18 protein-coding genes are annotated in these 18,407 nt (G+C 59.6%); 6 read left to right on the forward strand and 12 right to left on the reverse strand.

The genetic code is table 11. The annotated features are described in order from the left end of the window. Positions 1-78 precede the first annotated feature (78 nt). Entirely contained in the window at positions 79-897 is an 819-nt protein-coding gene (locus tag JL39_RS15410; RefSeq protein ID WP_037152163.1) for a MurR/RpiR family transcriptional regulator, read from the reverse strand. A gap of 177 nt (positions 898-1,074) precedes the next feature. Here JL39_RS15410 and iolG point away from each other — a divergent pair, with 177 nt between their 5' ends. After that, positions 1,075-2,064, forward strand: a complete 990-nt coding sequence (gene iolG, locus JL39_RS15415) for an inositol 2-dehydrogenase (protein WP_037152166.1) — start codon at positions 1,075-1,077, stop codon at positions 2,062-2,064. A gap of 132 nt (positions 2,065-2,196) precedes the next feature. On the opposite strand, the gene JL39_RS15420 is transcribed toward iolG, so the two are convergent. The 7 genes from JL39_RS15420 to JL39_RS15450 form a co-directional block, all read right to left on the reverse strand. Further along, the gene (locus JL39_RS15420; RefSeq protein WP_037152168.1) at positions 2,197-3,435 is read right to left on the reverse strand and encodes a saccharopine dehydrogenase family protein; all 1,239 of its coding nucleotides are present in this window, start codon (positions 3,433-3,435) and stop codon (positions 2,197-2,199) included. A gap of 35 nt (positions 3,436-3,470) precedes the next feature. After that, positions 3,471-4,571: a carboxynorspermidine decarboxylase gene (gene nspC, locus JL39_RS15425; RefSeq protein WP_037152171.1), complete on the reverse strand. Its 1,101-nt coding sequence runs from the start codon at positions 4,569-4,571 to the stop codon at positions 3,471-3,473. 126 nt (positions 4,572-4,697) lie between these two features. Beyond that, a complete protein-coding gene (locus tag JL39_RS15430; RefSeq protein WP_037152174.1) occupies positions 4,698-4,931 on the reverse strand; it encodes a hypothetical protein in 234 nt (77 codons plus the stop codon). Between the two features lie 128 nt (positions 4,932-5,059). Then, positions 5,060-5,911 carry a carboxylating nicotinate-nucleotide diphosphorylase gene (gene nadC / locus JL39_RS15435; protein WP_037152178.1) on the reverse strand — a complete coding sequence of 284 codons (852 nt, stop codon included), beginning with the start codon at positions 5,909-5,911 and terminating at the stop codon, positions 5,060-5,062. Then, a complete protein-coding gene (locus JL39_RS15440) occupies positions 5,911-7,452 on the reverse strand; it encodes an L-aspartate oxidase (RefSeq protein ID WP_037152182.1) in 1,542 nt (513 codons plus the stop codon). The genes nadC and JL39_RS15440 overlap by 1 nt, the downstream gene beginning before the upstream one ends. Beyond that, positions 7,449-8,420 carry a quinolinate synthase NadA gene (gene nadA, locus JL39_RS15445; RefSeq protein WP_037152185.1) on the reverse strand — a complete coding sequence of 324 codons (972 nt, stop codon included), beginning with the start codon at positions 8,418-8,420 and terminating at the stop codon, positions 7,449-7,451. The genes JL39_RS15440 and nadA overlap by 4 nt, the downstream gene beginning before the upstream one ends. 68 nt (positions 8,421-8,488) lie before the next feature. Beyond that, positions 8,489-9,391: a membrane protein gene (locus JL39_RS15450; RefSeq protein ID WP_037152188.1), complete on the reverse strand. Its 903-nt coding sequence runs from the start codon at positions 9,389-9,391 to the stop codon at positions 8,489-8,491. Between the two features lie 211 nt (positions 9,392-9,602). On the opposite strand from JL39_RS15450, the gene JL39_RS15455 reads away from it, so the two are divergent. Continuing rightward, the gene (locus JL39_RS15455; RefSeq protein ID WP_037152190.1) at positions 9,603-11,648 is read left to right on the forward strand and encodes an NAD(+) synthase; all 2,046 of its coding nucleotides are present in this window, start codon (positions 9,603-9,605) and stop codon (positions 11,646-11,648) included. Between the two features lie 41 nt (positions 11,649-11,689). Here JL39_RS15455 and JL39_RS15460 read toward each other — a convergent pair whose 3' ends face one another. Continuing rightward, positions 11,690-12,133, reverse strand: a complete 444-nt coding sequence (locus JL39_RS15460; RefSeq protein ID WP_052182894.1) for a DUF3775 domain-containing protein — start codon at positions 12,131-12,133, stop codon at positions 11,690-11,692. Beyond that, positions 12,130-13,038, reverse strand: a complete 909-nt coding sequence (locus JL39_RS15465) for a helix-hairpin-helix domain-containing protein (protein ID WP_081952856.1) — start codon at positions 13,036-13,038, stop codon at positions 12,130-12,132. The genes JL39_RS15460 and JL39_RS15465 overlap by 4 nt, the downstream gene beginning before the upstream one ends. A 195-nt stretch (positions 13,039-13,233) precedes the next feature. Here JL39_RS15465 and JL39_RS15470 point away from each other — a divergent pair, with 195 nt between their 5' ends. Beyond that, a complete protein-coding gene (locus JL39_RS15470) occupies positions 13,234-13,866 on the forward strand; it encodes a phosphoribosyltransferase family protein (protein ID WP_037152193.1) in 633 nt (210 codons plus the stop codon). A 212-nt stretch (positions 13,867-14,078) separates the two neighbouring features. On the opposite strand, the gene JL39_RS32170 is transcribed toward JL39_RS15470, so the two are convergent. Further along, complete coding sequence (locus tag JL39_RS32170; RefSeq protein ID WP_200883961.1) at positions 14,079-14,252, reverse strand: hypothetical protein; 174 nt, start codon at positions 14,250-14,252, stop codon at positions 14,079-14,081. Positions 14,253-14,559: 307 nt separating this feature from the next. Between JL39_RS32170 and JL39_RS15485 the strand changes: the two genes are divergently transcribed. Further along, positions 14,560-14,751, forward strand: a complete 192-nt coding sequence (locus JL39_RS15485) for a hypothetical protein (RefSeq protein WP_037152202.1) — start codon at positions 14,560-14,562, stop codon at positions 14,749-14,751. Positions 14,752-14,781: 30 nt separating this feature from the next. Next, positions 14,782-15,765 (forward strand): zinc-dependent alcohol dehydrogenase family protein, encoded by a 984-nt coding sequence (locus JL39_RS15490; protein ID WP_037152204.1) that lies wholly within the window; start codon positions 14,782-14,784, stop codon positions 15,763-15,765. A gap of 15 nt (positions 15,766-15,780) precedes the next feature. On the opposite strand, the gene JL39_RS15495 is transcribed toward JL39_RS15490, so the two are convergent. Next, entirely contained in the window at positions 15,781-17,382 is a 1,602-nt protein-coding gene (locus JL39_RS15495) for an MBL fold metallo-hydrolase (RefSeq protein ID WP_037152208.1), read from the reverse strand. Between JL39_RS15495 and JL39_RS15500 the strand changes: the two genes are divergently transcribed. Then, complete coding sequence (locus tag JL39_RS15500; protein WP_081952857.1) at positions 17,382-18,362, forward strand: universal stress protein; 981 nt, start codon at positions 17,382-17,384, stop codon at positions 18,360-18,362. The two genes, JL39_RS15495 and JL39_RS15500, sit on opposite strands and share 1 nt — an antisense overlap. The last annotated feature ends 45 nt before the right edge of the window (positions 18,363-18,407 follow it).

Here is an 18,407-nt window from a genome sequence, read left to right on the forward strand (position 1 = left end):
TGACGGAAGCTGCCAATTTCCATCATTTTCCCGGATTTGGATTTTAAATTCCATTTTCTTTATTTACAATACAAAAATTCATTTCTCGGGACGTTCCGTCCCGACGGCTACCGCCAATGTGATGGCGAGGCAGAGCGTGGCGGAAAGCGAACGGAAGGCACCGAAATCCACCTCGGATACGGAGAGAATAGTTGCTGGAAACTTGCGCAACGGGCTGACGATCGTGTCTGTGATGGCAACGATCGGCAAGCCGTGGGCGGAGACTGCCTCGACCATGTCGATCGTGTCTGTGGTGTAGGGAGAAAACGTGATCGCCAGCAGGGCGTCTCCGTCTCGAACTGCATTCCGATTCTCCAGCCGACCGACCGCGCTGTGCAGCATGGCTGGCACATTCATTTTCTCGAATGCATACGCCATGTAGCTCGCGACCGGGAAAGATCGGCGCATGCCGATAATGTGAATCATCTGCGCTTTGGCCAGAATTTTCACCGCCTGCTCCAGGGTGTTCGGCTCTATCGTCTTCAGCAGGTTTTCGAGTGAAGTCCGTCCCGCTTCGACGAATTCCGCGAGCAAGGCGGAAGGGCTGCCTTCCGCCTTCTCCCGCAGATGGTCCAACCGGGTTGAATAATCCGGCCACCCCCCGACATAGGAGTCGCGGAATAGCCGCTGCATTTCGGAGAAACCGGAAAAGCCCAGGATCTGACAGAAGCGCATGAAAGCGGAGGGCTGAACGCCGGCGCCCTCGGCCATCTCGGCAACCGTGGACACGGCTATGCGATCCTTGTTGGCGGCAACGTAGTCGGCGCATTGCCGCAGCCGTTTGGGAAGGCTTTCGGATACTTCCAGCAATCGCTCCTCGAATGCCTTTATGGTGGCCGGCACGCCGATGTCTCCCATGGTCACCCTTCCTGTTTCAGTGCTTGACACAAACGAAATCCCAATCTAGCAAAATGGAACATATATTCCAAATTGGCGCTTGGACAGTCTGACAAGAACATCATCCCCGATAATCGAACAAGCAGTCCTGCGATGCCGTGAGGCATGGATATTCGCAAAGCCTGCGGAGGAGAAATCATGGTGACGAAACTGGCATTCTTGGGAGCAGGCCGAATCGGCAGGGTGCATGCACGCGCGATCGCGGAGGACAAGCGGGCGAAGCTCGTCTACGTCGTGGATGCCGTGGCGGATGCGGCGAAATCGATCGCCGACAGCACCGGCTGTGCGGTCAGCACCATCGATGCCGTCGAAGCCGATGGCAATATCGACGCGGTGATCATCTGCACGCCGACCAATACGCATGCCGATCTGATCGAGCGGTTCTCCATGGCCGGCAAGGCGATCTTCTGTGAAAAACCGATCGATCTCGATGTGGCGCGCGCCAGAGCCTGCGCGGAGACCGTCAGCAAGACCGGGGCGAAGGTGATGCTTGGCTTCAACCGCCGCTTTGATCCGCATTTCCGGGCCGTTCGCAAGGCGATCGATGACGGCAGGATTGGCAACGTGGAGATGGTGACCATCATCAGCCGCGACCCAGGCCCGCCGCCGGCGGACTATATCAAGGTTTCCGGCGGTATCTTTCGCGACATGACCATCCATGATTTCGACATGGCTCGTTTCCTGCTCGGGGAGGAGATCGCGAGCGTGATGGCGTCCGGGTCGGTCCTGGTCGATCCGAAGATCCGCGAGTTGGGTGATTACGACAGTGCGAGCGTCATCCTGACCACGGCCAGCGGCCGGCAATGCGTGATCTCGAACTCCCGTCGCGCCAGTTACGGCTACGATCAGCGGATCGAGGTGCACGGCTCCCTTGGTTCCATTGCGGCGGAAAACCAGCGGCCCGTCTCCATCGAGCTTGCCACGAAGGACGGTTTTACACGCCCTCCGCTGCATGACTTCTTCATGACCCGCTATACGGCGGCTTATGCTGCGGAAATTTCCGCCTTCATTGACAGCCTTGAGACCGGCTCGGCACCATCGCCTTCCGTCGAGGACGGGCTGGCCGCACTTGCCCTGGCGGATGCAGCCCTTCGGTCAGTCAGAGAGCAAAAGATCATTCCGGTCTAGACATGACTGAATGCCGACCGGAATTGACAGCTTGGAAGGGACCGCCGGCGCCGACCCCTTCGGGCTCGTCAACAAGACGCGGTTTCTGGTCGGCCGGGTCGGAAACTCTGCAGCCTTTCCGGCCGATCCGGTTTAGAAATTCAGCGGCCGCTCGCCGTCCTCATCGCGGATCCAGGTCGGCAGGCCGATCCTGTTCAGGATGCTGAGGAAGGGCTTCGGAGGAAGTTCCTCCACGTTTGCCATCTTCCTCACATCCCATTCGCCGGTGGCGATCAGCATGGCGGCGGCAACCGGCGGGACGCCGGCGGTGTAGGAGATACCCTGCGAGCCCACTTCGTTATAGGCGTCCTTGTGGTCGGCGACATTGTAGATAAATACCGTCCGTTCTTTACCGTCTTTAATGCCCTTCACGAAATCGCCGATACAGGTCTTGCCTTCGTATTCCGGGGCGAGCGATGCCGGGTCTGGCAGGCAGGCCTTGACGACCTTGAGCGGCACGACTTCCGAGCCGTCCGCGAGCTTGACCGGCTGCTCGGACAACAGGCCGATGTTCTTCAGCACTGTGAAAACATTGATGTAGTGGTCACCGAAGCCCATCCAGAAGCGCACGTCGGCGCCATCCATGTTCTTCGCCAGCGAGTGGACCTCGTCATGACCGCAGAGATAGGCGCGACGTGTGCCGACGACCGGCAGGTCGTAGTCCTTGCCGATCTCGAACATCTTGTTGACCTTCCATTCGCCGCCCTGCCAGGAATAGACGACGCCGGTGAATTCGCGGAAGTTGATTTCCGGGTCGAAATTGGTGGCGAAATACTTGCCATGGCTGCCGGCATTGATGTCGACGATGTCGACATCCGTCACCTTGTCGAGATACTCGTCCTTGGCAAGGCGCGCATAGGCGTTGACGACGCCCGGGTCGAAGCCGGCGCCTAGGATGGCGGTGATGCCCTTTTCCTCGCATTCGGCGGCGCGCTTCCACTCGTAATTGCCGTACCACGGCGGGGTTTCGCAGATCTTGTTCGGCTCTTCATGGATCGCGGTGTCGATATAGGCGACGCCGGTGTCCAAGCAGGCGCGCAGAACCGACATGTTGAGGAATGCGGTGCCGACGTTGATGACGATCTGCGAATTGGTCTTTTTGATCAGTTCTTTGGTCGCCTCGATGTCCAGCGCATTCAGCGCGTGAGCTTCGAGCACGCCCGGCTGTTTCATCGCGTTCTTCTCGCGAACCGAAGCGATGATCTTGTCGCATTTCGCTTTCGTGCGTGAAGCGATGTGGATGTCTCCGAGGATATCATTGTTCTGGGTGCATTTGTGCGCCACGACCTGGGCGACGCCGCCGGCGCCGATGATGAGAACGTTCTTTTTCATTTTTGAGGATATCTCCTTCTATCCGGTTTAGCGCCTCAGGAGAGGCTCCGCTCATAGTCCGCGTAGGTGAATTCGCGGACCGTTCGAATGCTGCCATCGAGCTCCCTGATGGCGATCGCCGGCATCTTCACACCATTGAACCAGTTCTTCTTGACCATCGTGTAACCGGCGGCATCCTGGATGGAGATCCGGTCGCCGACGTTCAGTTCGTTCGGAAAATCGAACTCGCCGAAAATATCGCCAGCAAGGCAGGACTTGCCGCAAACCATGTAGCGATACGGCCCGGCGTTCGGAGCCACTTTGGCACTTTCGCGATAGATCAGAAGATCCAGCATATGGGCTTCGATCGAACTGTCGACGATGGCGAGATGTTTGCCATTGTGGAGCGTGTCGAGAACGGTGGTCTCCAGGGTGGTAGACTTGGTGATGGAAGCTTCGCCCGGCTCCAGATAGACCTGCACGCCGTATTTATCCGAGAAGTCCTTCAGCCGGTCACAGAAAGCATCGAGGGGATAATTCTCGCCGGTGAAATGGATGCCGCCCCCGAGGCTCACCCACTCCGCTTGTCTCAGAAGTGGACCGAACTTTTCCTCGACCTGACCAAGCATGCGGTCGAAGAGCGAGAAATCGTTGTTCTCGCAATTGTTGTGGATCATGAAGCCGCTGACGCGGTCCATCACCTTCTCGACCTTTCCGACATCCCATTCGCCAAGGCGCGAGAAGGGACGGGCAGGATCGGCAAGATCGAAACTCGACGAACTCACCTGCGGATTGAGGCGAAGGCCGCGGACGATGCCGGCAGCCTTGTCCGCGAAGCGCTCAAGCTGGCCGATCGAGTTGAAGATGATCTTGTCGGCGTGGGAGACGACCTCATCGATCTCGTAATCGGCATAGGCGACCGAATAGGCATGCGTTTCCTTGCCGAACCGTTCATGGCCAAGGCGGACCTCGTTGAGGGACGAGGAAGTCGTGCCATCCATATAGTCGCGCATGAAATCGAAGACCGACCAGGTGGCGAAGCATTTGAGCGCCAGCAGTGCTTTGGCGCCCGAGCTTTCCCGGACATAGGCGATCTTCTCCATGTTGCGGAGAAGTTTCGCCTTGTCGATCAGGTAATAGGGGGTCGTGAGCTGCATCTTGAAAACCCGTTGGCGTTCGGTGTGTCGGCCTTTTGCCGTAATAATGTAACATTGGCGTGAAACGGTCGTCAGGACCGCGCAAGGCGGTTCGGGGGATCGTTTCTGCCGGAGATGACGGAGGGATCAGGAGGGGATGGTGACGGCGATCCGGGGCCGGACCAGGGCTTTCGCGCTCATGCCGCGCTGGCGCATCGCCGTGCGGACCAGCGCAACGGCGTCCCGTCTCGTTTTCGCGAAGACGAGGCTAAATACTCCCGGGCACGCTCCGATGACGAGCGTCTTGAAGAATTCTTCCGTTCGGGGGGCATCAAATTCGACTGAGCCCATCCCCGATTGGAAGAGGGCGTCGTGAGACATGGCGTCCTCTCCAACCAGCAGATGAAACCTGCAACAAGCTAGGCCGGCCTTATAGCATCGTCCGATAGGAATTCAACTTGCAAGGCCGGCTAACTTGCCTGGTCGCGCTCTCTGCATCGCCAGGGTCTTCAGGAGTGGAAGTCCAGACCGATATCGAGTGTCGGTGCGCTGTGGGTGATCCAGCCGACGGACAAGAGGTCGACGCCCGAAGCCGCGATGGCGGTGGCCGTTTCCGGCGTGATGCCGCCGGAGGCCTCCGTGATCGCCCGGCCCCCGACGATCGTTACAGCCTCGCGGAGTTGTTCTGGCGTCATGTTGTCGAGTAGCACGGCATCGACGCCGATCTCCATGGCTTCGCGAAGCTGGTCGAGCGTATCGACTTCTACCTCGATCTTTACCATGTGCCCGACATTCGCTCTGGCCCGCCGGATGGCCTCCGCGACACCGCCGGCGATCGCAACGTGATTGTCCTTGATCAGCACGGCGTCATAAAGCGCGAAGCGATGGTTCAGGCCGCCGCCGGCCCGGACGGCATATTTCTCGAGTGCTCGAAGCCCCGGGGTCGTCTTGCGTGTGCAGACCACCGCCGCCCTGGTGTTGCTTACCGCATTCACGATACGTGCCGTAACGGTTGCGATGCCCGACAGGTGGCCGAGGAAATTGAGTGCCGTGCGTTCTGCCGTCAGCAGACTGCGGGACGGGCCTTCGATCGTCGCGATGGTATCACCTGGACCCACCGTCGTCCCGTCCTGAACATGCCGGGCCATTGTGATCGCGGGATCGACGAGTTCGAAGGCGAGGGCGGCGGCATCAAGGCCGGCGATCACGCCGGCTTTACGCGCAGCCATGACGACTGTCGAGCGATGCTCGGAGGGGATGACGGCCGCCGAAGTCACGTCGCCGGCAAGGCCAAGGTCCTCGATAAGTGCGGCACGTACCAGCGGTTCGACAATCAGCCGGGAAGGAGAAACGAAGGGCATCAGGCACTCCTGGCAAGAGGATGGGAAGCGGTCGTGCGGGCAATTTCGAGCGCTTCGTCAAGGCGCATCTTCCGGCGTTCGGCGTAGGCGAGCTTGAGCGGGAAATCCGTGCGGGCATGTGCCCCGCGCGATTCCCGCCGCATCGACGCAAAGACTGCGATCAACAGTGCGACCATTGCGGGATCGGACGCAGGCCCCTCACTTTCGGCAAGCGGCAGCAGGCTTGCGATTGCGCCGTGAATGGCGCCGGCATTGCGCAGCACGCCAAGATGCCGCGAGACGATCTGCCGGACGGCGGAGACATCGGCCGGTCCGGGAAGGGCGATCCCCCGCACCCGCCGCGGCGCGACAGTCGCCATGCCGGCGATATCCTGCGCGGCGCGCATGCCCATGACGGCGGCTTCGAGAAGCGAATTGCTGGCAAGCCGATTGGCTCCGTGAAGGCCGGTCGATGCGGTCTCCCCGACCGCCCAGAGCCCTTGGAGCGTGGTTCGTGCATTCTCATCCGTAGCAATGCCGCCCATGTGATAATGCGCCGCCGGTCTGATCGGGATGAGTTCACAGGAGGGATCAACGCCCGCCTCCCGGCACAAGGTGTCGATTTGCGGGAAGCGGCTGGCGAAGCGGCTACCAAGCGCCGTCCGGCCATCGAGGAAAACGCGGCCGCCGCGGGCGAGCTCGGCACTGACTGCGCGCGCCACGACATCACGGGGCGCAAGCTCTGCGCAGACCTCTCCGGCGAGGAACCTCTCACCCCGTTCATTCACCAGCGTTGCACCTTCGCCACGGACTGCCTCGCTCACCAGAGCCAGGGGGCGTTTCGGAGAATCAAGCGCCGTGGGATGGAACTGCACGAATTCCATGTCTGCAAGCTCGGCTCCGGCCCGGGCCGCCAGCATGATGCCCTGGCCGAAATTTCCGATGGGGTTGGTGGTTGCGTCATAAAGTCCGCCAATACCGCCGGTGGCGAGCACGACGCGCGAGGTCGGAAGGATTGCCGTTCCGTTGCGCGTCGCGCCGAGCAGGCCGCAGACTATTCCTTCCTCGACCAAAAGCCGCCGCACCTCGAAGCCGGTCAACACCGTGATCGACGACGTCCGCAGGACGGTCTCTACCAGGGCACGAATGATTACCGCGCCGGAGCCATCGCCTCCGACATGCAGGATACGGCGGCGGGAATGAGCGGCCTCAAGCCCAAGCGAGAATGCGCCGTTGGCCGCCCTGTCGAAAGTGACGCCGAAGCTTTCCAGCATGGCGATTGCAGCAGGCGCCTGCCGCAGGATCGAAGCCGCCGCAACCGCATCGCACAGTCCGTCACCCGCCGCGAGCGTATCGGTCAGATGCAAGTCGGCGCTGTCGTCCTCGCCGAGGCTCGCGGCGACGCCGCCCTGCGCCCAGGCGCTGGACGTTTCCGCGCCAAGCTCCGCCCGCGTGATGAGCACGACCGGCTGCGGCGCCAGTCTCAAGGCTGTTACAAGGCCTGCCAGCCCGCTTCCGACAATCGCGACGCGGCCGGCAAGATGGTTCAAGACCTCGGTCATATCGCCAGCATCCTTTCCACCGCGCGCCGCGCAGCCGTGGCGACCGCCGCATCGACGGTTACCTCGTGGCGGTTTTCCTCCAGCGCCTTGCGGATGTTGGAGAGCGTGATCCGCTTCATGTGCGGGCAAAGATTGCAGGGCCGCACGAACTCGACATCCGGATGATGAACCGCGACATTGTCGCTCATCGAACATTCCGTCAGCAGCACGACGCGCGCCGGCTTCTTTTGGCCGACATAATCCGACATGACCGCGGTCGAGCCGGCGAAATCGGCCTCCGCCACGACATCCGGCGGACATTCCGGATGGGCGAGAACCATGACGCCCGGATGGGCTTCGCGCAGGTCGCGGACGTCCTGAGCGTTGAAGAGTTCGTGCACCTCGCAATGGCCGTGCCAGGCGATGATCTCGACATCGGTTTCGCGTGCCACGTTCTGCGCCAGATACTCGTCGGGGATCATCAGCACTTTCGGAACGCCGAGAGATTCCACCACTTGTTTGGCATTGCCCGAGGTGCAGCAGATATCGGAGGCCGCCTTCACGGCGGCGGACGTGTTGACATAGGTGATGACCGGCACGCCCGGATGCGCTTGTCTGAGCAATGCCACGTCTTCCGGCGTGATCGATTCCGCCAATGAACAGCCCGCGCCCATGTCCGGGATCAGCACCGTCTTTTCCGGGTTCAGCAGCTTGGCTGTCTCGGCCATGAAATGAACGCCTGCGAGCACGATGACGTCGGCATCCACTTCCACGGCCTTGCGGGCGAGCGCCAAGCTGTCGCCGACAATATCCGCCACGCCATGGAAGATCTCGGGCGTCTGATAATTGTGCGCGAGGATGACCGCATTGCGCCGGCGCTTCAGATCGAGGATCGCCTCGACATCCGCCTCATGAGCCATCCATTCGGCCTTGGGCATGACGCGGCTGACACGGTCGTAGAGAGAGGATACCGAGAGCGGGGAATTCATGAGCAGCTCCTTTTATACTCAAAGTGAGTATTATGACTGCAAATGGATATTCTCGTTTTGAGTTTATGTCAATTGCGCGAAAGAGGAAATTTCGAACCGGACAGTGCCCGTTCTTCAAGGATCGCGTGGCGATAACGGAAGAGCTTGGCCGGGCGGCCGCCGGTCTCGGCGGTCGTCTCTCCGGTCTCCTCGATCAGCTCCTGCTGGTCGATCAGCCTGCGGAAATTCGGCTTGTGCAGTGTCAGTCCGGCTAACGCTTCCACAGTGCGCTGCAATTGCAGGAGCGTGAATTTTTCGGGCATCAGTTCGAAGACGACCGGCCGATACTTGATCTTGGCACGCAGCCGGGCAATGCCTGTTGCAAGAATGCGGCGGTGATCGGCAAACATCGAGCGGCCAAAACCACGATCCGATGAGAAGCCGGCTTCAGCCACCAGCCCGGCTTCAAACATCAGCTCATATCGCTGGAGCGCAAGATCCTCGTTCCAGACGGCGCCATGAAGGCCGAAAGCGAAATCGATGCGGCGCTGGCGATATTCATGGCGCGCCGGTTCGGTATCCGCCCAGTCCTGCAGGCGATTGGCAATATCGGCCAGGATATCCGGCTTTCCCTTGCGGTGGTCCTCCCAGGGAAAATATTCGTACCAACCATGCCATTCCGGTCTCCCTGCCCCCGGTGCCGGCTGCTCTCGGACAAGACCGAGATAGCTGATGGAGATGGTTCGGCCGTCGATATTCTCCCCGGTACGGCCGCGATCGGCAAAGGTGTAGAGCTGTTCCAGATAGCCGACGGGGTGACCCGTCTGATCCCGCACCCATTCTCTCAAGCCCGCTTGGAGACTTCTGTGCCCCAGTTCGAAGGGACCGGATGGCAGTGCATCGCCGGACCTTATCGTCATGACGCGCGGCTCCTCTCCGGTAACGGCCGCAAGAACCGCAATCAGTTCGGCGTGGGCAAGTCCGATGGTCAAGGAAACTCCCTATGCGATGGCATTCGACGCATGATGTGACACGAAGCGCAGTTTACGCCAACTGCGAATGCTTTTGCCACTGGTGGCAGGTACAGAAGAAACTCACGAAAGCGGAACCTCTTCGCCGACAATGACCCGGTAGCGCGGAAGGACGATGACAATCGGCTGAAGGCTGTTATTTTCAACGGCAACCAAGATAACGAGCAAGGCGATGGACCAGTTCTTTTCTCTCTACAGCCACGAATTCCTGCGAGTCGCCGCCTGCGTGCCGCGTGCCCAGGTTGCCGATCCCGATTTCGCCGCTGCCGAAACCCTTCGCCTGGCCCGGCAGGGCAATGCCGAGGGGGTGGCTGTCATGCTTTTTCCCGAACTCGGCCTGTCCTCTTACGCCATCGACGATCTCCTCTTCCAGGATGTGCTTCTCGACGCGGTCGAGGGAGCGATCGTCAGGATCGCCGAAGCCTCCGAGAGCCTCTACCCGGTCCTCGTCGTCGGAGCGCCGCTGCGGCGCGATGGGCGCCTTTTCAATACCGCCGTGGTTATTCACCACGGTGCCGTATTGGGCGCGGTTCCGAAGAGCTATCTGCCGAACTATCGCGAATTTTACGAGCGCCGCCACTTTTCGCCTGGGGCAGGGGTGACCAATGCCGAAATTCAGGTGGCCGGGCGCGATGTGCCGTTCGGTGTCGACCTCCTGTTCAGGTCGAACGGTTCGGTTCCCTTCACTTTTGGAGTGGAGGTCTGCGAGGATATATGGGTGCCTCTGCCGCCGTCCACGCGGGCGGCGATGGCCGGCGCGGAAGTGCTGCTCAATCTGTCCGCCAGCAATATCACGATCGGCAAAGCGGAGACGCGACGGCTGTTATGTGCCAGCCATTCCTCGCGCGCGATCGCGGCCTATGCCTATTCGGCGGCCGGGCCGGGAGAGTCGACCACGGATCTGGCCTGGGACGGCCATGCGGCGATTTTCGAATATGGCAACCTCCTTGGCGAAACGCAGCGCTTCCCGCATGACAGTACATTCGTTGCAGCCGACATCGATCTCGGCCGGCTGCGGCAGGAGCGCATGCGAGTCAACAGCTTTGGGGATTGTGTTCGGGAGGAGCTCGATGGCAGCCGCCCGTTCCGCACGGTGTCCTTCTCACTCGATCACCCCACCGGACCCGTGCCGCTGCACCGCCGCGTCGAGCGATATCCTTATGTGCCCGCCGATCCTTCTCGCCTGCGCGAGGACTGCTATGAGGCCTACAACATCCAGGTTCAGGGCCTTGCGAAGCGACTAGCCGCAACAGGCCTCAAGCGCGCTGTGATCGGCGTTTCAGGCGGGCTCGATTCCACGCAGGCACTGATGGTGACGACGCGTGCCATGGATCTGGCCGGTCTGGACCGGAAGAACGTACTCGCCTACACCCTGCCCGGCTTTGCGACGTCCGACAGCACGAAATCCAGCGCCTGGGCGCTCATGAATGCATTGGGCGTGACTGGGACGGAGATAGATATCCGGCCCGCCGCCCGCCAGATGCTTGCGGATCTCGGCCATCCGTTCAGCAAGGGTGAGCCGGTCTACGACGTGACCTTTGAAAATGTCCAGGCGGGGTTGCGGACGGATTACCTGTTCCGGCTTGCCAACCAGAACGGTGGCCTTGTCGTGGGCACGGGCGACCTGTCGGAACTGGCGCTTGGATGGTGCACCTACGGTGTCGGCGATCACATGTCGCACTACAACGTGAACGCCTCGGTCTCCAAGACGCTGATCCAGCATCTCATTCGCTTTGTCGCCGGATCGGGTGACGTGAGCAGCGAGACGGCGCAAATCCTGCTCGCTATTCTGGCAACCGAAATCTCCCCGGAGCTGGTGCCGCCCGGCGCAACAGGAACACTTCAATCGACGCAGGATATTGTCGGCCCTTACGCATTGCAGGATTTCAACCTGTTTTATCTGACCCGCTACGGCTTCCGTCCTTCAAAGATTGCCTTCCTGGCCCATCACGCCTGGAGTGATGTGGAAAGCGGAGTCTGGCCTGTTGACCTGCCGGCTGCCGACCGGCGCGCCTATCCCCTTGTCGAAATCCGCCATTGGCTTGAAGTATTCCTGAAGCGGTTCTTCTCCAGCCAGTTCAAGAGGTCGACATTGCCCAATGGACCGAAAATCTCCTCCGGCGGCTCTCTATCGCCGCGAGGCGACTGGCGCGCTCCGTCCGACAGCGAGGCAAAGGTCTGGCTGAAAGAGCTTGCCGAGAACGTTCCGGCAGAATGACGGCGCGGTACCGCCGCCCCGCCATCCGCCTTTGATGGCCGCTATAGGTGTTCTCTCTCGTAGTCCGTACAGGAGAGGCCGATAGCGTCCAGTCCGGCGGCCAGATGGTCGGAAAGCAACGGATTGCCGCGGAGATATGCTGCCGTACGCTCGTTGTGCGCATCCGCCGCCTGTTGGCGCACGTCGGCCCAGTCGCTTGCCGTGTAGCCGTCACGGCCAAGCCACATGAGAGCGACGAGATCAACCTGCGCGTCATCGGAAAGGTCCGAAATAACGGACGTCAGTTCTTCTTGCACCGGATCATCCGGATGATCCTGCAGGACGGCCACCTCGTTGTCGTCGGTCGGGTTCGACCCGGGGTCGGGCTCGCTAACCCCTTCCTTCACATCGAACTCGCGCGCCTTGATGATGATGAAGCAGACCGTTTCGAGCGGAATCACCAGCTCCGGCGCTACAACCTCCTCACTACCAATACCTTGCTTCATGTTTGGGATTCCTTTTCTTCCTGCTCGGCTTCCCGACCTCTTACGATGCGCCGTCCGGCCATGGGGCCGTGCGTTTCCGTCACGACTGTGCATCGACCTTCGGGTTCGCTATCACGCTGATAATGGATCACGACCCAGTCATGCGTCCTGTTCAATTCATGGGCCAGCCGACTGTTCGAGTAGAGAGCGGTAAAATACCAGCCGTTCTGGCGGATATGCATGATCGGCAGCCATGTTTCAGCTTTCGGATTGAATCGTCTAGGGGCGATTTTGGGCAATTGATCGACCGCTGCCTTCTCCCGATACATTTGATCGACATTGAGAAGCAGTGAAACGGAAGGTACCGTCCTTCGGCCGCTCACAATAACGGTGGGTCGCCCAAGCCGCTCGGCAAGCGCGGAGGCGATCATGCGTTTTCGCCGCTCGCCAATTCCCTTCACAGCGAGATCGCCGAAATGCAGGGCGTATTCGAGGTCTTCAAGGCTCTCGACATGCCCCTCGTCTGCCAGGCGGTCGGCCAGTTTGGGACCGATGCCGGGTATTGTCCGGAACAGGATCTCGGGCGCCAGATCGCCACGCAGCCTTGCCAATTGATTCCAATGGCCGCTCGTCAAAATCTCTATGATGGCTGCCGCAATTCCATATCCGATGCCGGGGAGAGCAACCAGACCCATGCGGCCTTGCTCGGTGAGTATCTCGTTAAGGGGGCGCTTCAAGGCCGTAGTCACATCTGCTGCCTTGTAATAGGCGCGGGAGCGAAATCCTCCCTCGCCCTGTTGAACAAGGAGATCCGCATATTCGCGCAGCTTGGTTGCTACCCCGAGATTGAGGTCAGGCGCTGTTGGTACGGATGCCTGCAGCTTCTCAGTCGTATCTTCGTCAACGGCAGCAGCCATCGCTTTCATTTTGAACCTCGGTTTCGACGGCTGGTGTCGTCATCCACGAATTCAGTTTTTGAGACGCTAATCGACTGGCGGCAAAAGACCTTGATGCTTGTCAAGGTGGAGCCGTTCTTATCATGGTGTCATGAACAATAAAGGCGAAGTGCAATCTGCAGAATGCCACGACGTCATTTTTGCTGCTGCATGGGTAGGTGCTGAATGTTTCATGATCGCAGGCAGGCAGGGCGACAACTTGCGCAGGCGCTTGAGAGCTATCAAGGGCAGCCATGCATCGTTCTTGCACTTCCCAGGGGAGGTGTTCCCGTAGCGGCGGAAGTTGCCGTGGCGCTGAAAGCACCGCTTAAACTGCTTCTCGTGCGGAAGGTCGGCCTGCCTCGGAATCCCGAGCTTGCCATGGGCGCTATTATCGATGGCAAAAAACCCGTCGTCGTACGCAACGACGAAGTTATCGCGCTCGCGGGCATCTCCGGCCAGGTCTTCGAGACGCGTTGCAGAGAGGAGCTTCAAGAGATTCATCGCCGGCAGCAGGTCTATGCGGGGCATTTGGCAGGTGATGATCTTGAAGGAAGAATTGCGATCGTCGTCGATGACGGGTTGGCCACGGGCTCGACCGCAAGAGCTGCGCTCAAGGCCTTGAGAATGCGCCACCCTGCCCGGATCGTTTTGGCAGTTCCCGTCGCTCCTGCCGACCTCGTCGCCGAACTTCAAGGAGAGGCGGACGAGGTGATCTGCCTTGAAACTCCGTCCGGCTTCGGTGCTGTCGGGGCCTATTACCAGGATTTCTCGCAGCTTTCCGATCAGGACGTGCTGGACCAGCTCGCAATTAAATGACGGCAGCCGACATTTGGTTGCCGTCGAGAAGGACCGCAACGCGCGTTGCCGTTCTTCGAAAATCACCAAGAACGTCTCGGCCGTCGGTGAGGAAGACGCCTTGAATGATAGCGGGCCAATTGTTTGATTCATTGACCTTGGTCACGAAGGAGCTGCTTACAGAATCCTCGAACATGGCAATGGGGAATATCCTGGCTCCGAGCGAAAAACGTTCAATCGGACTTCTTGCGCGGTGAACCGGCCGGCCGTTCCTGCGGATGACCGGGCGCTATGGGGTCGCTTGCTGGAAATGTCTCCTCCAGCGCCTCTTCGAGATAATCGTCTTGCTCTTTCGCACGATCTGCTTCCGCAGCTGCTTTTTTGCCTGTTTTTTGTTCTTTTCCCACGTCAGTCTCCATATCAGATTGCGCTTCACTGCAATAATGGTCGCATGTATCCAACGAGAGGCAAGCTTGAAGTGCCCGGTGTCGATGAAAGTCTTCCTCTCATGCTATCGATCATAAGGCTCATCTTCGGTTGAAGCGATAGGAGCAGCTCGCGATTTTGGAGCGACTTCAACCATCGATGCCTTCGAGCATGGGTCAACATGGTTACCGCTCATTGAGATGCATCAAATGATGCCTGCAATGTTTCGCTAGACTGCAAACATAAGCACTTCGATCGATCCGAAGATGTTATGGCGGGGCAAGAGACATGCATATCGAGGACTTCGGGATGCAACTTCGCCGCTTCATCATGAGCCGACTGGTGTTCTGGCTTCTCGTTGCGATGGTTCTGATGGTCCTGGCAATTCTCCTGTTGCTGCCTTCGCAGCAATATGGTCTCCGGAATCAAGAAAGCGACTCGATCATATGGCCCGATAAGCGAGGCGAACTGCAGCGCTGAGGTCCGGGGCGACCAGGACGAGGTTACGTCATGAAGGCGATGATATTGCATGAGATCGGCAAGCCGCTGGAGCTGGCGGAACGGCCGGATCCTGAACCGCAATCCGGCGAACTGCTCGTCCGGGTGGAGGCGTGCGCGGTATGTCGGACCGACCTGCACGTTGTCGAGGGAGATCTCGCAAACCCGAAACTCCCCCTTGTGCCCGGCCATGAGATCGTCGGTATCGTTGAAACAGTCGGGCAAGGGGTTTCCCCGCATCGCATCGGTTCGCGGGTCGGCATTCCCTGGCTCGGCCATACCTGCGGTCATTGCCCGTACTGCCGGTCGAACGCGGAAAACCTCTGCGACGAGCCGCTCTTCACCGGTTATACCCGGGACGGCGGCTTTGCCACCCATGTAGTCGCTGATTCAGCCTATGCCTTCGATCTGCCCCAAGAAGCCGATCCCGTTTCCCTTGCACCGCTTCTCTGTGCGGGCCTGATCGGCTGGCGTTCCCTGAAGAAGGCGGGAGAAGGCAAGAGAATAGGGCTTTATGGGTTTGGAGCTGCCGCCCACATCATTGCGCAAGTCTGCGTATGGCAAGGCAGGCAGGTCTATGCCTTCACACGGCCTGAAGATCGGCAGGCACAGACCTTTGCCCTGAGTTTGGGCGCGACCTGGGCGGGTGGTTCAGATGAATCGCCGCCGGCTGTCCTCGATACGGCGATCATCTTCGCGCCGGTCGGTGATCTGGTGCCGTTGGCTTTGAAGGCAATACGCAAGGGCGGACGGGTCATTTGTGGTGGCATCCATATGAGTGATATTCCGCAGATGCCCTATGCTCTTCTCTGGGGCGAGCGGAAGGTGGCCTCCGTGGCGAACCTGACGAGAGACGATGCGATGGAGTTCTTTCCGATCGCCTCCGCCGCGAATGTGAAAACGCATACAGTCGTCTATCCTCTTGCCGATGCGAACAGGGCACTTGACGATCTTCGAAAGGGGCGTCTGAGCGGCGCCGCTGTGCTGGTGCCGTAACCTGAAGCAAAGAACCTATTGATCGGTTGCATCGAGCGCGCGTCTGACTTTGCGGAGGATTATGCCGCGCGCCTTTTCATCCGCCGCTTCGTCCAACCTTTCCTGCAGATCGAGGACCAGCGATTGAAAGTCGTTGTGCCAGTCTTTGCGGCCGACCTGGAGCGCGCCAAGCCGGGGCGGGGCCTCGACATCCGAGACGTTTACGGCTCCCTTGGACGTGAGGTCGTAGGTCGCATCGAGGCTAGGCGCCACTACAGTTAATTCGGGCTGCAGCAGCGAGATGCGCTCTCTCATTCCCGCAATTGCCGGCAGTTCGCCATGCACCAGGAAGACGGCCTTCCTTACCGGCAGGCGCGCCGCAATCCACTCGGCCAGTTCCGGCCCGTCGGCGTGGCCGCTGTAGACGTCGAGCCTGCGGATGTTTGCTCGAACAGCGATGTCGTCGCCCTGAATCCGAACGGTCGAGGCGCCGTCCTCCAGGAAACGCCCAAGTGTTCCGGTGGCCTGATAGCCGACCAGAAGAACGGTACCTTCCTCCCGCCACAACCAGTTCTTCAGGCGATGTCGAATCCGACCGGCTTCGCACATGCCACTCGCGGCGATAACGATGTGGAAGCCTCGCATGTTGTCGATTGCCTTGGACTGTTCGGCGGTTTGGGTGAACCGGACGTTCCTGGCTTCGAGAGCGCGCAGCAGAAGATGCCCATGCTCGAGTTCGCGGGAATGTTTCCTGAAGACTTCAGTGGCTCGAAGAGCTAGAGGCGAATCGATGACAATCGGGCAACGCGCGATCTCACCCTTGTCCATGAGATCGACGAGATCGGCCAGAAGTTCCTGGGTACGTTCGACTGCAAATGATGGAATGAGAAGAGCTCCGTCACGATGGCGGGCAGCCAGGTTTACCTCCTCTTGCAGCATCTTTCGCCGCTCTTCATCAGAGGGGTCGTGGCGATCGACATCGCCATAGGTGCTCTCACAGATCACGTAATCCCAACCTGCAGGAGCATCCGGATCGAATTGGAGCAGCTTGTGGTGGGGGCCTATGTCGCCGGAGAAGAGAAGCCGTCGGCGCTCGGATCCGGTGACAATCTCGACTTCGACCGACGCGGAACCGAGAAGATGTCCGGCATTCCAGAAACGGAAGCGGATTGCCGGTGAGAGCTCCTCCCATCGTTCAAAAGGATGAGGCCTCATCTGCACCAGTGCTACCGCGGCGTCCGCCGCGTTATAGATCGGATCTACGGGCTTGCGGCCCCGCCGTTCGTTTCTCCGGTTGAGCTGTTCGACTTCCATTTCCTGAATATGGGCGGAATCCGGCAGCATGACTGCGCAGAGATCCAGCGTCGCCGGAGTACAATAGATTGGGCCGGTGAAGCCGTCTTTCACAAGCTTGGGCAGCAGCCCGCTGTGATCAATGTGCGCATGCGTGAGAATGACGGCATCCAACGACGCCGGCGAGAACGGAAAAGGGCGGTAATTCAGCTCCTTCTCGGTCTTCGAGCCCTGGAACATTCCGCAATCCAGGAGGACGCGGCTCTCGCCGGTCTCAAGAAGGAAGCAGGAACCTGTAACGGTGCCGGCTGCTCCGTGAAACGTAATCTTCGGGTCGCGTTTCAATGCTAACCTCCATAACAATCGGCCGCTTCGGCGCGGCGTGGATCTCTATGGACAATCAATTAGTTGATTCCCCAGAAGCTGGGTTGACGGAAATCAAGGTGCCGGGGTGCCGATGGTATCAGGATTTCTTTCAACTGATGAGAGGAGGAAGGATGATGTCGTTCACAACCATCTTGAGCGTGATCCGGTGCGATCACGCGGACAGTGATCTTCGTGCGGCAGTCGAACTCTCCCGGTCGTCCGGTGCGCATCTCTCCGTCCTGCTGCTCGCAATCGCAGCACCGCCGCCGCTCGGCGAATATGCCGAACATGTTTCAGTGGCATGGCTGGAAGAAAGAGACGCCGATAGATCAAAGCTGGCTGAGCGGAGCACGAAAATAAAGGACCTTCTGCAGGAGACGGAAGTTCCTCATGACATCGTCGATATCTATACCGAATGGACCTATGTCGACAATGTCGTTGCGCGTCAGGCGCGTTATGCCGACCTGCTGGTTATCGGTCCTGAACTGGCGGCCGACAGCCCATTGAAAAGTGCGGTCGTCGACGGCGCCCTTTTTCATTCGAGCGTACCCGTCCTGATCATCCCCCGGAATGCGATCCCCACCTTAAAACCCCACTCCGTGGTGCTGGCATGGAATGACACGCCGGAAGCGGCGAAGGCCGCCAAACAGGGACTTGAGTTTTTGAAAGCCGCCAGCAAAGTTCACGGGGGCATGGTCGATCCCGAACCCGGGATTGAGCAGCCGGGGGCGGAAATCGGCATCTATCTCGCCAGGCATGGTGTCAACTTCAGTGCCGATGTATTGAGGAGCGACGGCCGGACGGTTGCAGAGACGCTGAAGCAATATGCCGATGACGTTGCGGCGGATATGATCGTCATGGGTGCCTACGGTCATTCGCGCATGCGCGAACGCATTTTTGGCGGTGTAACCCGGTCGATGCTGGAACATCCGAGCCGACCTGTCTTTCTTGCGCGGTAGGTTCTCGACCGGCTGCAGGTACCGGTCTGGTCAGAGTCACTTGGA

This window comes from Rhizobium sp. YS-1r, from assembly GCF_000757525.1.
GTDB classification, from domain to species: Bacteria; Pseudomonadota; Alphaproteobacteria; order Rhizobiales; family Rhizobiaceae; genus Neorhizobium; species Neorhizobium petrolearium.

Coding starts and splice junctions, on each gene's coding strand:
- JL39_RS15410 (WP_037152163.1), bottom strand. CDS start 897: ATGGGAGACATCGGCGTGCCGGCCACCATAAAGGCATTCGAGGAGCGA.
- iolG (WP_037152166.1), top strand. CDS start 1,075: ATGGTGACGAAACTGGCATTCTTGGGAGCAGGCCGAATCGGCAGGGTG.
- JL39_RS15420 (WP_037152168.1), bottom strand. CDS start 3,435: ATGAAAAAGAACGTTCTCATCATCGGCGCCGGCGGCGTCGCCCAGGTC.
- nspC (WP_037152171.1), bottom strand. CDS start 4,571: ATGCAGCTCACGACCCCCTATTACCTGATCGACAAGGCGAAACTTCTC.
- JL39_RS15430 (WP_037152174.1), bottom strand. CDS start 4,931: ATGTCTCACGACGCCCTCTTCCAATCGGGGATGGGCTCAGTCGAATTT.
- nadC (WP_037152178.1), bottom strand. CDS start 5,911: ATGCCCTTCGTTTCTCCTTCCCGGCTGATTGTCGAACCGCTGGTACGT.
- JL39_RS15440 (WP_037152182.1), bottom strand. CDS start 7,452: ATGACCGAGGTCTTGAACCATCTTGCCGGCCGCGTCGCGATTGTCGGA.
- nadA (WP_037152185.1), bottom strand. CDS start 8,420: ATGAATTCCCCGCTCTCGGTATCCTCTCTCTACGACCGTGTCAGCCGC.
- JL39_RS15455 (WP_037152190.1), top strand. CDS start 9,603: ATGGACCAGTTCTTTTCTCTCTACAGCCACGAATTCCTGCGAGTCGCC.
- JL39_RS15460 (WP_052182894.1), bottom strand. CDS start 12,133: ATGAAGCAAGGTATTGGTAGTGAGGAGGTTGTAGCGCCGGAGCTGGTG.
- JL39_RS15465 (WP_081952856.1), bottom strand. CDS start 13,038: ATGAAAGCGATGGCTGCTGCCGTTGACGAAGATACGACTGAGAAGCTG.
- JL39_RS15470 (WP_037152193.1), top strand. CDS start 13,234: ATGTTTCATGATCGCAGGCAGGCAGGGCGACAACTTGCGCAGGCGCTT.
- JL39_RS15485 (WP_037152202.1), top strand. CDS start 14,560: ATGCATATCGAGGACTTCGGGATGCAACTTCGCCGCTTCATCATGAGC.
- JL39_RS15490 (WP_037152204.1), top strand. CDS start 14,782: ATGAAGGCGATGATATTGCATGAGATCGGCAAGCCGCTGGAGCTGGCG.
- JL39_RS15500 (WP_081952857.1), top strand. CDS start 17,382: ATGCTAACCTCCATAACAATCGGCCGCTTCGGCGCGGCGTGGATCTCT.